The sequence below is a fragment of the Pseudomonas halotolerans genome (assembly GCF_039581215.1).
GTDB lineage: Bacteria > Pseudomonadota > Gammaproteobacteria > Pseudomonadales > Pseudomonadaceae > Aquipseudomonas > Aquipseudomonas tehranensis.
The window spans coordinates 154,126-169,466 of the sequence record NZ_JBCNTJ010000009.1 but is presented as its reverse complement, the minus strand read 5'-3'; the positions used below and the strand labels follow the sequence as shown (position 1 = coordinate 169,466).

Annotated in this window: 11 protein-coding genes and 2 pseudogenes; 6 read left to right on the top strand and 7 right to left on the bottom strand. The window is 60.6% G+C overall.

The genetic code is table 11. The annotated features are described in order from the left end of the window. Positions 1-148 precede the first annotated feature (148 nt). From AAIS01_RS14685 to AAIS01_RS14665, 5 genes are all read left to right on the top strand, one after another. Complete coding sequence (locus AAIS01_RS14685; protein WP_092402952.1) at positions 149-589, top strand: CBS domain-containing protein; 441 nt, start codon at positions 149-151, stop codon at positions 587-589. 69 nt (positions 590-658) lie between these two features. Continuing rightward, complete coding sequence (locus AAIS01_RS14680; protein ID WP_343469551.1) at positions 659-1,255, top strand: paraquat-inducible protein A; 597 nt, start codon at positions 659-661, stop codon at positions 1,253-1,255. Next, a complete protein-coding gene (locus AAIS01_RS14675) occupies positions 1,252-1,911 on the top strand; it encodes a paraquat-inducible protein A (RefSeq protein WP_343469550.1) in 660 nt (219 codons plus the stop codon). Before AAIS01_RS14680 ends, AAIS01_RS14675 begins: the two co-directional genes overlap by 4 nt. After that, positions 1,892-3,550, top strand: coding sequence for a PqiB family protein (locus AAIS01_RS14670; protein WP_343469549.1), 1,659 nt, complete (start codon positions 1,892-1,894; stop codon positions 3,548-3,550). Before AAIS01_RS14675 ends, AAIS01_RS14670 begins: the two co-directional genes overlap by 20 nt. A 17-nt stretch (positions 3,551-3,567) precedes the next feature. Further along, the gene (locus AAIS01_RS14665) at positions 3,568-4,104 is read left to right on the top strand and encodes a PqiC family protein (protein ID WP_343469548.1); all 537 of its coding nucleotides are present in this window, start codon (positions 3,568-3,570) and stop codon (positions 4,102-4,104) included. A gap of 80 nt (positions 4,105-4,184) precedes the next feature. Here the strand turns inward: AAIS01_RS14665 and AAIS01_RS14660 are convergent, their stop codons facing one another. Further along, a complete protein-coding gene (locus tag AAIS01_RS14660) occupies positions 4,185-4,814 on the bottom strand; it encodes a glutathione S-transferase family protein (RefSeq protein ID WP_343469547.1) in 630 nt (209 codons plus the stop codon). A gap of 260 nt (positions 4,815-5,074) precedes the next feature. On the opposite strand from AAIS01_RS14660, the pseudogene AAIS01_RS14655 reads away from it, so the two are divergent. Next, positions 5,075-5,591, top strand: a pseudogene (locus AAIS01_RS14655) (phage infection protein). Positions 5,592-5,752: 161 nt separating this feature from the next. Here AAIS01_RS14655 and AAIS01_RS14650 read toward each other — a convergent pair. The 6 genes and pseudogenes from AAIS01_RS14650 to AAIS01_RS14625 form a co-directional block, all read right to left on the bottom strand. Next, complete coding sequence (locus AAIS01_RS14650; RefSeq protein ID WP_343469546.1) at positions 5,753-6,847, bottom strand: DUF1615 domain-containing protein; 1,095 nt, start codon at positions 6,845-6,847, stop codon at positions 5,753-5,755. Between the two features lie 386 nt (positions 6,848-7,233). Then, positions 7,234-8,208, bottom strand: a complete 975-nt coding sequence (hemB, locus tag AAIS01_RS14645) for a porphobilinogen synthase (RefSeq protein ID WP_343469545.1) — start codon at positions 8,206-8,208, stop codon at positions 7,234-7,236. Between the two features lie 114 nt (positions 8,209-8,322). Continuing rightward, a complete protein-coding gene (locus AAIS01_RS14640; RefSeq protein ID WP_343469544.1) occupies positions 8,323-9,168 on the bottom strand; it encodes a PhzF family phenazine biosynthesis protein in 846 nt (281 codons plus the stop codon). A gap of 8 nt (positions 9,169-9,176) precedes the next feature. Then, on the bottom strand, positions 9,177-9,875 hold the full coding sequence (locus AAIS01_RS14635; RefSeq protein ID WP_343469543.1) for a glutathione S-transferase family protein: 699 nt from the start codon (positions 9,873-9,875) through the stop codon (positions 9,177-9,179). Between the two features lie 71 nt (positions 9,876-9,946). Beyond that, positions 9,947-10,330 carry a hypothetical protein gene (locus AAIS01_RS14630; protein WP_343469542.1) on the bottom strand — a complete coding sequence of 128 codons (384 nt, stop codon included), beginning with the start codon at positions 10,328-10,330 and terminating at the stop codon, positions 9,947-9,949. Between the two features lie 23 nt (positions 10,331-10,353). Next, a pseudogene (locus AAIS01_RS14625) lies at positions 10,354-15,207 on the bottom strand (RHS repeat-associated core domain-containing protein). Positions 15,208-15,341: the final 134 nt, after the last annotated feature.

The following is a 15,341-nucleotide window of genomic DNA, read 5'->3' as shown; positions in this document are numbered from 1 at the left end:
CTCGCTCCAACCGGGTATGGCCTCACTTCGGTGGTGAATTCACGGCCAATGACGCTTTTGGACGACTGACTGCCGCTTTACCGCTTGCTCTGCGCCGTTGGGTCTACGATTCTTAAACCACCCGTAAAAACAACACCTGAGGCTCTCCATGAAAACCGTCGCGCAGTTGCTCCGGATCAAAGACGAGAAAAACCAGCAAGTGCACACCATCTCACCGGACGACATGGTGCTGCAGGCCCTGATGCGCATGGCCGAGAAAAACGTCGGCGCCCTGCTGGTGGTGAAAAACGGTGAAGTACTGGGGATCATCAGTGAGCGCGACTACGCACGCAAAATGGTCTTGCATGGCCGCTCTTCCGTCGGCACGAAAGTGAGCGACATCATGGTATCGCCCGTGATCACGATAGACCCCCACCAGAATGTCGAAGCCTGCCTGAGCATCATGACCGAAAAGCATCTGCGGCATTTGCCGGTGGTAGAAAACGGCAAGCTTGTCGGTCTGCTGTCCATTGGTGACCTGGTCAAGGAAGCGATTGCCGAACAGGCGGATCTGATTCGACAACTGGAGCAATACATTCGCGGCGAATGACCCGCTCGGTCGGGTTGCTCAATCTCAACCGCCTTCTATATTGAAGGAGTTGTCCTGCCGAGCATCCCGATGGCCGATACCGACCGACTGATCATTTGCGAACATTGTGATGCGGTGTACGAGCCGATGGTGCTCGTTGCGCATCAGAAAGCCTCGTGCGTGCGATGTGGCGCGGTGATCCAGCGCTACAACGGCCTGACCATTGAACAGCGCCTGGCCTTGAGCGTGACGGCAGCGGTGTTGTGGGCCTTCGCCAACATCTATCCCGTGATGAGCATCCGTCTCCAGGGCCTGAGCAACAGCGCGACGCTGTGGGATTCCATCGTGGCACTGAGCCAGGGGCCCATCACCTTCATCGCCTTGGTGGCCGCGGTGGCGATCATCATCGCACCGGTCTTTCAGTTGGTTCTGCTGATCTGGGTGCTGGTCTATGCCCACGCCAACCAACGAGCGCCGGGGTTCAGCCTATGCATGCGCGGCCTGGAAACCCTGCGGCCCTGGAGCATGCTGGAGGTTTGCCTCTTGGGTGCGCTGGTGGCGGTGATCAAACTGGCCGGGCTGCTGGACGTGCTGCCGGGCATCGGCCTGTTTGCCCTGGCGGCCCTGAGCCTGCTGATGATCCGCATCGCCGGACGCGACGTGCGCGATTTGTGGGACGACCTATGAACCGTGAACCGTTGCCTCCCCCGCCCTTGGCCCGCGACCTGAACCTGTGCCTGTGCCACAGCTGTGGCCTGGCCTGTGACATGAGCGACGAACCCGAGACCTGCCCCCGCTGCGACGCCCCGTTGCATCGGCGCAAACCCGACACCCTCACCCGCACCTGGGCCTACATGCTGGCAGCGTTGGTGTTCTACATTCCGGCCAACCTGCTGCCGGTGATGAATACCCAGATGCTCGGGGATGGCGCCGACAGCACCATCATCAGCGGCGTCATCGAATTCTGGCAGGGCGGCGCCTGGGACATCGCCCTGATCATTTTCATCGCCAGCATCGCGGTACCAGGCATCAAGTTCGTGGTACTGACCTTGCTGCTGGTCACCGTGCAGCGGCGCAGCACCTGGGCCCAGCTTCAGCGGGCGAAACTGTATCGGCTGGTGGAAGTCATCGGCTACTGGTCGATGCTCGACGTGCTGGTCGTGGCGCTGGTAGCGGCCCTGGTGAAATTCCAGGCACTGAGCGATATCGAACCGCGACCGGGCATCCTGTTTTTTGGCCTCGTGGTGCTGTTCACCATGCTGTCGGCCATGAGCTTCGACCCGCGCCTGATCTGGGACACCCCACCATCCGAGGAGGCCATGGATGAAGTCGCAAGCCACTGACGGGCAGCAACCGGCACCCGGTCGCGCCCACGTCACCCGCCGCCGTTGGACGGTGTCGCTGGTATGGATAGTGCCGATCATCGCGGTGCTGGTAGGGTTGTCCCTGGTGGTCAACAACTGGCTGCAGGAAGGTCCGACCATCACCATCACCTTCAAGACCGGCCAGGGCCTGACCGCCAACAAGACGCCGGTCAAATATCGCAACGTGGTCATCGGCCAGGTCACCGACGTGCAGTTGAGCGACGACCAGAAGAACGTCACCGCCACGGTCAAGCTGGCCAAGACGGCGGATACCTTCACGCACGAGGACTCGGTGTTCTGGGTCGTACGGCCGCGCATCGGAGCCGGCGGCATTTCCGGGATCGATACCCTGCTGTCGGGGGATTTCATCGGGGCCGACGCCGGTCAATCGAAAGTTCGTGCCAAGTCTTTTACCGGCCTGGAAGCCCCGCCACCGATCACCTACGGTGAACCGGGCAAGCGCTTCACCCTGCATTCCCAAGACCTCGGTTCTCTGGACATCGGCTCGCCGGTGTACCTGCGCAAGATCCCGGTGGGCCAGGTGGTGTCCTATGCGCTGGACACCGATGGCAAAGGGGTCAACATCGACGTATTCGTCAATGCGCCCAACGATGTCCATGTCACCGAAAACACCCGGTTCTGGAACGTCAGCGGCGTGGACGTGAATGTCGGGGCCAACGGTTTTGCGGTCAAGACCGAATCACTCTCGGCGCTGCTGGTGGGCGGCATCGCGTTTCGGGCACCGGAATACAGCCCCAACGACACCCCGGCCAACGAGGACAAGACGTTCGAGCTGTTTGCCGACCAGCAGAGCGCCCTGGCCCCGCCGGACGGCAAGGCGCAATACCTGGCTTTACGTTTCGATCAGGCACTACGCGGCTTGCGGGTCGGAGCGCCGGTCGAATTCCTGGGCGTCGAAGTGGGCAGGGTTGTAGCCATCAACCTGGATTTCGATGAGAAGCAACGCAGCTTTCCGGTCAACGTCGGCGTGGTGATTTATCCCCAACGCCTGGGGAAAGCCCATGAGAAGCTGCTCAAGTCCCTCAATCACAACCCGGACGACGAAGCGGCCGGCGCTCGCCTGATCGGCAGTTTCGTCGAGCGCGGCCTGCGTGCCCAGGCCCGCAGCGGCAACCTGCTGACCGGGCAGTTGTACATCTCGCTGGACTTCTACCCCAAGGCCGAAAAAGTCGCTTTCGATGCCAACGCCCGCCCCGTCCGTATACCGACCATCCCGGGCAGCCTCCAGCAACTGCAAGAACAACTGCAGGTAATGGTCGAGCGGATCAACAAACTGCCTCTGGAAAGTGTGGCCAGCAACTTGAACGGCAACCTGGTGGAATTGCGCAAAGGCCTGGCCCAGTTCAACAGCAAGACCTTGCCAAGCGTGCAAAACACCTTGCAGGACGTAAGCAAGACCCTGCAATCAGCCAACTCCACCCTCGCCGAAGATTCGCCGCAACGCGAACAACTGACCCAGACCCTGGATGATCTTGGGCGTATGTCGCGTTCGCTGCGTGAGCTGTCCGACTACCTGAGCCGCCATCCCGAATCACTGCTTCGCGGCCGTCCCAAGGATGCACCGGCGCAGAACCTCACATTGCCGGTGAAAGAATGACCACAGGAGCACGCCCCATGCCGCCGATGCTGAAACTTACCCTGGTTGCCTTGGCGCTGCTGCTTGCCGCCTGCCGCGGCGACCCGATTCAGTACCACACTCTCAGCCCCGCCCAACCGGCCGGCCAGCCACGCACGAACGTGGACATCCAGCTCGAGCAGGTGAGCGTTCCGCCTCAAGTGGACCGCGCGCAAATGGTCATTCGCCAAGGCAACAGCGGGCTGGCGATTCTGGAAACGCAATGGTGGGGCGCCAGTCTGGCCGATGAACTGCACAGCAGCCTGGACGAACAACTGAGCAACCCCGGCGCACCGAAGTTATTGCTACGGGTGGATGTGCAGCGCTTTGATTCGATCCCGGGCCAATATGCCCGCATGGACGTGCAATGGCGCCTGCGCGACCTGGGCAACGAAGCCCGTACCCTGACTTGTCGTAACAGCCTGCAAACGCCGGCGGGAAGCAGCATCGACGAACTGGTGACGGCTCATCAGCAAAATGTCCGGCAGCTTGTCGGCCTCGTTGAGCAAGCTGCCGCCCGAAACGCGTGCCCTTGACCAGGGGCTTGCGCTCCTTTTGAACGTTCGCGCCAGGAAAGCTCGCAGCCTCGTTGCACTCGTCAGCTCCTACGCAGCTCCTACACAGGCCAGTGCAGCGACAGCACCGGCGCAATGCGTGGATGGCGGTCGATGCGCTCCAGTAGTTCGTAGAATGGCGGCCGGGCGTTTAGCATGGCCTGCCGCGTGTCTTCCCACTTCGTGACCACTGCCGCCAGGATATCCAGTGCGCCCGGCTCGGCACCGCTGAGAAAAGGGCGAGCCGCAAACTGGTCGGCAAACAGCGCCCAGTTTCGATATAGCCGCTGCCGGGTGCCCGCTACCAATTGCTGCCGGGTCGCTTCATCCGCATCGACCAGCCAGCGCTCTGGAAAATCGATGATGCCGATGGGCGTGTAGCAATTGGCGACGATATAGACCAAGCCCCGTATGGCTTGAGCACGTTGGGCGGGATCTTCCGGCAGCAACTTCGATTCGGGGAAAACCAGGCCGAGGTGAATCAGAATTGCCGCAGCCTCGGTCAGCACCGAACCGTCCGGTAACTGCAAGGTCGGGACCTGTATTTGAGGATTTAACATTTTGAGTTCTTTCGCCGCCTCGTTGTCTTCGGTCGAATAGGCATCGACGCGGCGATAGGGCACGCCACACAGGCACAGGGCGATCTCCACAGCCGAGGAGCCCGATTGCCCGTAGCCGAATAACTGATACATGAACTTGCCTCCTGCGTTGGGATAGCCGGTAGAACTCGCACGCACGCCAGTGTTCCACCCGCTAGACGACACGCACACTCCCTGGAAGCAGGCCTGCTGGCGATACCGGTGGATCAGTCAACATCGATATTGGCTGATAGCAATCCAGCCAGTTATCACCGCCGTCGATATTCACCATCAGGCCAATGAAGTTCTCTTGATTGGCGCCCCGGACAACAATGGCTCCACACCAACCCACTGCACCCCCGGAGCACACCATCATGAAACGTCAAATCATCCTCAGCCTCGCTTTCTCGGTACTGGCAGCCAACGCATTCGCCGCCACCTCCCATCCAGTCGTTGCCGAAGGCGGCTCTGATCGTTTGATCCAGAACCGCGTCGCGTGCCGAAGGTGGTTCCGATCGTCTGATCCAGAACCGCGTTGCCGAAGGCGGCTCTGATCGTCTGATCCAGAACCGCGTCGCCGAAGGTGGTTCCGATCGTCTGATCCAGAACCGCGTTGCCGAAGGTGGTTCCGATCGTCTGATCCAGAACCGCGTTGCCGAAGGTGGCTCTGATCGTCTGCTCCAGAACCGTGTTGCCGAAGGTGGTTCCGATCGCCTGATCCAGAACCGCGTTGCCGAAGGTGGCTCTGATCGCCTGCTCCAGAACCGCGTTGCCGAAGGTGGTTCCGATCGTCTGCAACAGAACCGCGTTGCCGAAGGTGGCTCTGATCGTCTGCTCCAGAACCGTGTTGCCGAAGGTGGCTCTGATCGCGTAACCCAGAACCGCGTATGAGCTGTTCAACCCACATGCCTGACGAAGGCCCCCATGACGTTCAACGCTATGTGTGGCGAAGGAGCTCCCTCGCCACCGTGCATCAAACACCTCTGGCCCCTGACGCATCACAATGAAAGCCCGGCCTTATTCGCCGGGCTTTTTCGTCACCCGCCCATTGCCTAGCGTCCCGCAGCCCGCGTCATGCAACGCCGATAGCGCTCATCCACCCGCTTGGCGAACCACGCCGTGGTCAGCTTGCGCGTAATCTTCGGGCTTTTGAGCACGATTCCCGGCAATACCTCCCGCGGCAACCGTTTACCCTCAGCTTTCTCAGCCAATTCGAACACCCGCTTGTACAGTTTGCTGTCCTCGAATGCCAGGCTATCGCCCTGCTCCAACTGGTCGCGAATGGTCGGGTTGCGCATCCCCAGTGACCGGCCCAAGGTGCGCACCGCCAACTCGGTGCTGCCTGGCATGATGGAATCATGCAAGATCAAATCGCCGTCGAGGGCCAGGGGAATGCCTGAGGCACGACTCACTGCATGCTGGAATGCCGCGTTGCGGCTGGCGTACCACCCGGCATTGAAATCGGCGAAACGATACAGCGGTTCGGTGTAGCTCACCGGATACCCCAACAGATGCGCAATACCGAAATACATCCCGCCGCGACGACTGAACACCTCTCGACGAATCGACCCCTCCACCGCATAGGGATAATCCCGGGCATTGGCCTGGGCAAACGCGATGCTGACCTGCATCGGCCCACCGGTGTGCACAGGATTGAAACTGCCGAACAGCGTCTTACCCAAAGGCACCATGCCAATGAAGTCATCGAAAATCGCACTCAACTCCTTCTCGCTGCGCGCAGCATTGAGCCGATCACTGTAGCTTTTGCCATTGGGCGAACGCACCTGGAGCGCGCCACTGATCAACAGACCCGGAATGTGCATCTTTGCCGCCCGACGATCGATTTCCTGCCGGGCGATCTTGCCCAACCCCGGCACCGCCGGATCAGCCTGGAATGTCGATTCCTGTTCAGTCACCGCCAGGACAGAACAGATATTCTGCGTCGTGGGTGAGATTTGCTGAGCGGCAAAAGCCACGTAGATATCCGTCGCCCAGCCTTCGCGATCGACGGTCTTGGCCGGCAGCAATCGCACGATCTGCGCCTTGACCTCGGCAGGTTGACGCTCAGGCTCCTGCGCCTGGCGGGTGCCGCAACCGGCCAGGGCCAGCAACGCGGTGAGACTTATCATCAAACGATTGAGTTGCATGTTGCTCCATCAAGTCTGTTATTGCGCAGCAACCATACGATCAAAAGCAGACATGGGCTATGTCCCGTTCATCTGGGCAACAAAATAGTCCGGGAACAACACGGGTTCGACCGCCACCAGAATCCTCCCGGCGAAGCACGCATTATGGGAGCAGGGTTGCCCGCGATGGAGGAGGCAGAGCCAGCAGTGATGCAAGCTGAGCCGCCGCTATCGCGAGCAGGCTCGCTCCCACATAGGGCGCTGCGGTGAAGATGATTTTGTGCCCGACATTGATCAACTGTGGGAGCGAGCTTGCTCGCGATGACGGTGGCACATCCAGCAGTGATGCAAGCTGAGCCGCCGCTTTCGCGAGCAAGCTCAGCTCCCACAGAAAAGGCAGTTCGACTTCAGATCCCGCTTAACGCCAGATCCATCGCAAAGTAGGTGAAGATCAGGTCCGCACCGGCGCGTTTTATCGCGCCAAGACTTTCGCGCACTACGCGGGCTTCGTCGATGGCGCCGGCCTGGGCGGCGAACTTGATCATCGCGTACTCGCCGCTGACCTGATAGGCCGACAGGGGCAGGTTCGAAGCCTGGCGAATGTCGCGGATGATATCCAGGTACGCACCGGCAGGTTTGACCATCAGTGCATCGGCCCCTTCCTGCTCATCGAGCAAGGATTCGCGCAGGGCTTCGCGGCGGTTCATCGGGTTCATCTGGTAGCTTTTGCGGTCGCCTTTCAAAGCACTGCCGCCCGCCTCGCGGAACGGGCCGTAGAGCGCAGACGCGAACTTGGTTGAATAGGCCATGATTGCCGTCTGGCTGAAACCGGCGTCGTCCAGGGCTTGGCGAATGGCCTGGACCTGCCCATCCATGGCGGCGGACGGCGCGATCACATCGGCCCCGGCACGGGCCGCCGCCACAGCCTGTTTACCCAGGTTGAGCAAGGTCCGGTCATTGTCCACCTCATGCCCATGAAGCACCCCGCAATGGCCGTGATCGGTGTACTCGCAAAAACAGGTGTCAGACATCACGATCATTTCCGGTACCGCGTCCTTGCAGATCCCGGCCATGCGCGACACCAGGCCGCGCTCGTTCCAGGTGTCGCTGCCATCGCTGTCCAGGTGGTGGGACACGCCAAAGGTCATCACTGACTTGATGCCGGCACGGGCATAGCGCTCGATCTCACCGGCCAGTTTCGATTCAGGAATGCGCGCCACGCCCGGCATGCTCTTGATCGGCACAAAGTCATCGATTTCTTCTTCGACGAAAATCGGCAGCACCAGGTCGTTCAGGGTGAACTCGGTTTCCTGGAACAGGCTGCGCAGGCTCGCATTGCGACGCAGGCGACGTGGACGTGCTTCGGGGAACTGACTAGACATGGGACTCCTGGAAAATGGCTGTTCGATCGCAGGGGACAAAGCTTATGCCCTCACCGTCCTTGGGCACAAACGCCGACCGGAAAACAGAGTTTTACCGGCCGGGCAATAATCGGCTTACAAGGTCAGCGAGCCATTGATACAGGTCACCACCGCACCACCAATCCAGACGTCCTCGCCCACCTGTTCAACATGAATCCGCCCCGCCCGGCCCATGGTCAAGCCCTGGCTGACCACATAGCGCGACGGAGCCAGTCCCTTGGCCAACATCCACTGGGCCAGCCCGGCGTTCAGGCTGCCGGTGGCAGGATCCTCCGGCATGCCGTCGCCGGCAATGAAACCGCGCACCTCGAATTGCGCCTCCTCGCCATCCGCGGTCGGGTCCCAAGGTGCGATGACACCCACAGCCAGATCCCGCAACTGATGGTAATCGGGCGTGAGCGTCAGCACCTGCTGGCGGTCCTTGAGCATCAAGGCCAGCCAACCGGCGCCGTTATCAACCCACTGCGCCTCGACAATCGCCTCGGCCTGCAACCCCAGCCCCTTGCGCACTCGCTCAAGCACTTCGGCCTCTAGCGGACCAGACTTGAGCAACGGCGGCGCCTGAAAAGCCAAGCCGAAATCGCTGCGGCGAATTCTTACCAGGCCAACGCCACATTCCTGCACGATCTGCGGCCCTTTCGGCACGCCTCCGGCCTCCAACCAGGCATGACAACTGCCCAGAGTCGGATGGCCGGCAAACGGCAGTTCAGTTGAGGTGGTGAAGATGCGTACCCGGTAATCCGCCTCCGGATGCTGCGGCGCCAGCAGAAAAGTGGTTTCGCTGAGGTTGGTCCAGTTGGCAAAAGCGGCCATGCGCTCGTCACTGATCTCGTCTGCCCCGAGCACCACCGCCAGCGCATTACCTTTGAGCGGCACTTCACTGAACACATCCAATTGCTTGAAATTGAAACAGCTCGTCATCGGTTCACTCATGCCGGAATTTTCAACCCGCGTGCCACTGCCGGCCGCGCCAGGAAACGCTCCAACACCCGCGTAACATTCGGGAAATTCTGGATACCCACCAGATCCCCTGCTTCATAAAAACCGATCAGGTTGCGCACCCAGGGAAACGTGGCGATATCGGCGATGGTGTAGCGCTCGCCCATGATCCAGTCCCGGCCTTCAAGACGCCCCTCAAGCACCTTGAGCAGACGCTTGCTTTCCTCGACGTAACGGTCACGAGGTCGCTTGTCTTCGTAGTCCTTGCCCGCGAACTTGTTGAAGAAACCCAACTGCCCGAACATCGGCCCGATCACGCCCATCTGGAACATCAGCCATTGGATCGTCTCGTAGCGCGCCGCCGACTCCTGGGCCAGCAACTGCCCGCTCTTGTCCGCCAGATAAATCAGAATCGCCCCCGACTCGAACAACGCCAACGGCTGATCCCCCGGCCCATGAGGGTCGAGAATCGCCGGGATCTTGTTGTTGGGGTTCAGGGAGAGGAACTCGGGAGACAGTTGGTCGTTGCTGGCGAAATCCACTTTGTGGGGTTCGTAGGGCAGACCGATTTCTTCCAGCATGATCGAGACTTTTACGCCGTTGGGGGTCGGCAAGGAGTAGAGCTGGATCCACTCCGGGTATTGGGCGGGCCATTTTTGGGTGATGGGGAATGGGGTTAGGTTGGGCATGAGGCGAATTCCCAGTATTAGCTAGAGAGAGCTGAAGCATAAATCAGATCATGGGAATTTTGGATCCCAAGTCATGATCCTCCGGTAAAGGATTGCAGCCAGCGCCGATAATATTCGGCCTGTTCCTGGATATCGTTGGTTAAATTTTGATCCTCATACTTAAAAATATTTACTATATCTCCTTTGTCCGCCGGTTCCCCCCAACGAACTTCATATGCAACTATTCCAGAAGACATCTGCGAAGACATCCGTGACGTATGCACGTTAACCTTAGCACCCTTACACAAAAATTTAACATTAGGGAAATCCGCTCTAACCTGTCCTAAACAGATGTAATAATCCAAGCCGGTGTAGATTCGGGCCTCTTCACCAGGCATCTTAACTTTCATTTCAATAGTTCCTCGCGCACATTCAAACAACGCACTCGTCACAATTCCGTCAATTTCAACTGCCACTAACACTTCCCGCGCGTCCATATTCACCACCTATCAAAATTAGGTATAGAGTACCCCACGTACGACCCGTCATCATTTACAGGAGTTGCCCCTACTATATCCTTTCTGTCAACTCCACCGGGCACAGCTATCTCCACTTCTTTTCGATGTGGCGACAACAAACCGAGCTTCTTATTAACGTCAATACCTCGGACATTTTTGAGGACATACACATACCCTGATTGAAATCCAAAGCTTGTCGCAAACTCTATCGCCTCCGACTCTGAGACACTTGTACTAATATAAATACTAGGCGGATTTCGATTATCCTTGGCATGCCGATATAGATCTGTACTAAAGCCTAACGGCTCGAAACCTACGTCAAAAATCTCCCAAGGTTCCCTTGTATCACCTCGATACGTATAGGTATTTTGGGGCTTGGTTTGAGGGAGCGTAGGCTCACCCTCATCCACCCCAACCTTACCCGCCGGATCCCGCTCCCCAACCGCCGACCTGCACCCACCCTTCCCCGGACAATCCACCAACCCCAACGGATCCACCCACCCCGTCGGGTTCAGGGTGTAGCGATACCCGTTGAGGCCACCCGCCAGTTTGCTCGGGTCGGGCGTCAGGTAGCGGCCGGTTTCGGGATTGTAGTAGCGGTGCCGGTTGTAGTGCAGGCCGCTTTCCGGGTCGAAGTATTGGCCCTGGAAGCGCAGCGGTTGGTCCAGCTGTTCGCCGCCGCCGTGCTGGATCTCGCGGACTTGGCCGTAGCCGTTGTAGCGCGCCGACCAGACGATGGTGCCGCCGTAGTTAGTCAGTTCCTGGGGTGTGCCCAGGTGGTCGAGGTGGTAGTAGAACGGGCAGGCGTTCGGGCCTTTGCCGTCGAGCAGGGCCAGTGGGCGGAAGGTGCCCGGTTCGTAGACGTAGCTGCGATGGTGGCGCGGGCTGCTTTCGGCGACGACCTGGTCGCCTTGCCAGAAAAACTCTGTGGTCAAGCCGTCCACGGTCTTGCTGATGCGTCGGCCGAAGGCGTCGTAGCGGTAGGATGTTTCGCGTCCGTCCGCCGTGGTGACGCCGATCAGCCGGTGTTGGCTGTCGTAGCGGTATTCGCTGACGAGGCACTGGGCCTTGCCGCGCCGTTCGCGGATCAGGTTGCCGAAGGCGTCGTAGTCGTAGTGACGGTCACCCTCCATCAGCAGGCGGTTGCCCTTGAGGGTGGTCGGGCCGGGGCGGTCCTGCATCAGCAGGTTGCCGGCCGGGTCGTGGGCGAAGTGCTCCGGCGGCTCGCTGTGGGAATAGTCGATGCCGATCAGGCGATCCAGCGGGTCGTACTGGTAATGGCGGCGATTGCGGTTGTCGGAAATGGACTGCAGATTGCCGTTGGCGCTGTAGGCATAGTCGCGCCAGAACAGTTGCTGCTGGTGCTACCACACCGTCTGGGCCTTGAGCCGGCCCTGTTCGTCGTAGGCGTACTGGCTGAGCAGCAGGCCTTGCTGGCGCTGCACTTCGCGACCGCCACGGATCTGGTGCCCGGTCAGGCGCGAGCCGTTCAGGTCGATGGCCGTCAGCGCGCCACCCCGGGCGTGGTGGTAGTCGAGCTGGCTGTTGTCCGGCAGACGCAGGTGGTTGAGGCGCCCGCAGGCGTCGTAGCGATAACGCAGGGTGCCCCAGCCCTGGTGTTCGCTGATCAGCCGGTCCTGGGCGTCGTATTCGAAGGCCAGCGGGTGATCGCTGCCGTCGTTGACGTGGACCAGCCGGCCCAGCCCGTCGTAGCGGTATTCGATGGTCTGGCCGTCGGGCAGGGTCTTGAGCAGCAGCCGCCCGGCCGCATCGCGCTGGTAGCGGGTGACCCATTGGGCGCCGTCCGCGCCGTGCTCGGTTTTCTCCAGCAGGTGGCCGTTGAGGTCGTAGGCGTAGGCGGTGCGTTGCCCGTCAAAGCCGATCTGCTGTCGGATCAATCCGCCAGGCGTGTAGTCCAGCTGATATTTTTCGCCGGATTCGTTTTCGATCTCAGTCAGCAACAGCCGCGCCGAGTCGTAGCGATACTTCAGTTCGCTGCCGTCGGGATTGAGGCGGCGGCTGATCAGGTGCAGGTCATCGGCGTATTCATAACGGGTGGTCCGCCCCAGCTCATCGCGCTCGGCGGTGACCTTGCCGTAGGCGTTGTAGCACCAGGCGCGGGTCGAGCCATTCGGCAAGGTGGTTTCGAGCAGACGACCCACCGCGTCCCATCGGTAGTGCGTGACGGCGCCGTGTGGGTCCTGGCGGGTCAGCAAACGCCCCAGGGCGTCGTAGGAAAAACACCGCTGCCCGCCGTCCGGCAGGGTTTCTTCTGTCAGTTGGCCCAACTGATTGCGGGTCAACCGGTGTTCGCCACCGTCCGGGTAACGGATCGTCCGCAGTTGCCCTTGGGCGTCGTAGTCATAAGCGGTGCGTTGTTGATCCGGGTCGATGACCTCGATCACATCGCCCTGGGCGTTGCGCCGGTAGGTCCACACGGCTTTGCCGCGCGAGCGGGCGTGCAGGAAACCGTTGCGGTATTCGTAGGACGTGGGCTCATCGTCCGGTGGAATCAGCGCCACCAGCCGTCCGGCTTCGTCGTAGCGGTATTCGGTGACGGCACCCAGCGGGTCCTGTTCGGCGATCAGCCGGCCCTGTGGGTCATAGGCCTTGAGGTGCTCGCCGCCATCAGGCTCGACCTTGCGCACCAGCCGCGCCCGCTCGTCGTGGACGTACACCTCCTGGCTGCCATCCAGATGCTGGACCGTGACCTGCCCGTCCTCGCCCCAGGTGTAGCGGCTGTCCATCTGCGCAAACGAGGCCCAGTGCCGCACGCAGCGCGCCGCTTTGCCGATGCCTTCCCATTCCCAGAAAAAACTCGCGCCGCCGGCCAGTTGCCGCTGGAGGATGACGTGCTGGTCGTCGTAGTCGTAGCGTTCGCTTTCGCCGGCGGCGTTGGTCGCTTCGATCAGTCGGAAACGTCCGTCGTAACGGTAGGAGACCAGCGTCTGTTCGGTGCGCCAGGCCTCATCAAGGGTTAGGGCCGGGTGAAAGCGCTGATAATCGATGGCGACCAGGTGACGCTGTTCGTAACGCAGGCGCAGGGCACGCCCGGCGCCGTTGTCCAGGCGGCTGATGGCGCCGTGGATGTTGCGCTGGACCGTCAGGCGGTTGGCGTAGCGGTCGCTGAGGGCGGTCAGATGGCCGTCGCGAAAGTGCAGGAACGGGGCGTTTTCCCCGGGTTGGGCGATGATCAGTTCGTCCGGCTCGATCCCGAGGTAAATGGCTGCCCGGGCCAGGCTGTTGTGGATCGCCGGGCGCTGCTCGGTGGGCAGCGGAAAAGGCGTACGGCGGTTTTCCTGGTCGAGCCAGATGACCTGCTCGCCCTCAAGCAACAAACGATGCGCCAGGGCATGGCTCCAGCCACGGCCCAGGCCGACGTCCAGGTCCACCGCGCTGGTGCGGTACAAACGGGTGAAGACAAACGGCAAGCAGCCATCGAGGGTGCCGTCGTCCAGGGTCAGCAGTTCCTCGCCGGTGACCATCGACACCGGGCAGCCGCTGGTTTGGGTCAGGGCTGCGGTGTCGGCGCTGTCACCGTTGGGATTTTTCGATTGGGCCGGGGCGTCGTCGCGGGGTTCGAACTGGCTAAGGCGTGTGGAACCCTGGGATTTTTCCCGCGCCACAGCGGCCGGGTTACTGACGGACAATGGTGCAGAGTGTTCGGGGGTGATGTGCAAAGGGCCAACAGGCGTCGGTTTTAAAGGCCCGCGCTGGCTGACCACCAACGGTTTGAGCACATCGGCATGCTGATTGAGCCGGCCGGGGGTGAGGTGGCCCAATCTCAGGCTCGACGCCAGCAACCACTCCCGGGCACGCTCCGAGCGGAGCCGGCCCAGCACTTTGCCGCTCATGCGCACACCCAGGCCCAGCCCCCCGGTCAAACGCATCAGCAGGAAATTGATCAGCACCGAGGCGCGCATCTCGCCCACGACTTCAGCGGCGTACTGAGGCGGCAACATTCGCAGCCAACTGGCGAACGCCGCCATATGCACGAAGAGCAACGGCTCGTCGCTCAACACCATCAACCCTTTGGCGATCGCATCCGAAGAAGCTTTGAGCAGTTGTTCAAGCTCGACCTGGGTCAAGTATTCCAGCAGTTTTTCGCTATTGACCTGCAAGTCCGCCAGCAGCTCGAAGACCTGTTTGACGTCATCCCACAGTTGATGCAGGGCGTTTGTGAAACCGCGCCAATCGGCTTGCTGCAATACGTCGTAGCGCTCGAGAAATCCGCTGTCGGAAAACGCCGCCCACAGCGGTTGAAATTCGTTTTCCCACTCCGCTTTCAGCCAACCTTCGAGTTCGCCGATCACGTCTTGGTAAGAGGCAAAAAGTGCCCGGGTATGGTCCGCCGTCACGTTTGGAAAAAAGCTGATGCGATAACGCTGCCCGCGCCAACACTTGGGGATTTCCAGGATGCCGCTGGGGCCGATCATGTGATGGACCGGCTCGCCGAAGGTTTCCTTCCCCGGCTCGCCCCCGGTGACCGGCTCCAGCATCACCGGCGTGTCGCCGATCGGGACGAAGCGCGCCGCCTGGAACATGTGCACCAGCGTCAGCGGACCGCCCGCCGGACAAGCGACGACCGTGGCGCTGACGGGTTGATCAAGGTCCTTCGGCGCCGCCAGGGACACTTCGTTGCCGACCTTGAACACCTGCTCGATATCCAGCGCCCAGCCGGCCCAAAAGCTTTCAGCCCAGCTGTCGTAGTCGTTCAGACAAGTGCGGAAATCCGCCAGCACCGCTTCGACATTCGGCTGTTCGGGGTCCATGGCCGCAATCACCAGCGAGCCGATGACGTTATTCAAAGCCAAGAGTTTGTCGGGGGCGAACATGCGGGAATCTCGCGGTGCGGAAACGGACGCGAGACTTTGCCGAGGACGGCAGGAAAAATAAGTCAGAGGAGGAGACGGCAGGTGTAAGGCGATTCTTTAAATACAAAACCCAAATGAACGCGTCACGAAACTCG

Coding starts and splice junctions, on each gene's coding strand:
- AAIS01_RS14665 (WP_343469548.1), top strand. CDS start 3,568: ATGCCGCCGATGCTGAAACTTACCCTGGTTGCCTTGGCGCTGCTGCTT.
- AAIS01_RS14685 (WP_092402952.1), top strand. CDS start 149: ATGAAAACCGTCGCGCAGTTGCTCCGGATCAAAGACGAGAAAAACCAG.
- AAIS01_RS14660 (WP_343469547.1), bottom strand. CDS start 4,814: ATGTATCAGTTATTCGGCTACGGGCAATCGGGCTCCTCGGCTGTGGAG.
- AAIS01_RS14640 (WP_343469544.1), bottom strand. CDS start 9,168: ATGACGAGCTGTTTCAATTTCAAGCAATTGGATGTGTTCAGTGAAGTG.
- hemB (WP_343469545.1), bottom strand. CDS start 8,208: ATGTCTAGTCAGTTCCCCGAAGCACGTCCACGTCGCCTGCGTCGCAAT.
- AAIS01_RS14680 (WP_343469551.1), top strand. CDS start 659: ATGGCCGATACCGACCGACTGATCATTTGCGAACATTGTGATGCGGTG.
- AAIS01_RS14670 (WP_343469549.1), top strand. CDS start 1,892: ATGAAGTCGCAAGCCACTGACGGGCAGCAACCGGCACCCGGTCGCGCC.
- AAIS01_RS14675 (WP_343469550.1), top strand. CDS start 1,252: ATGAACCGTGAACCGTTGCCTCCCCCGCCCTTGGCCCGCGACCTGAAC.
- AAIS01_RS14650 (WP_343469546.1), bottom strand. CDS start 6,847: ATGCAACTCAATCGTTTGATGATAAGTCTCACCGCGTTGCTGGCCCTG.
- AAIS01_RS14635 (WP_343469543.1), bottom strand. CDS start 9,875: ATGCCCAACCTAACCCCATTCCCCATCACCCAAAAATGGCCCGCCCAA.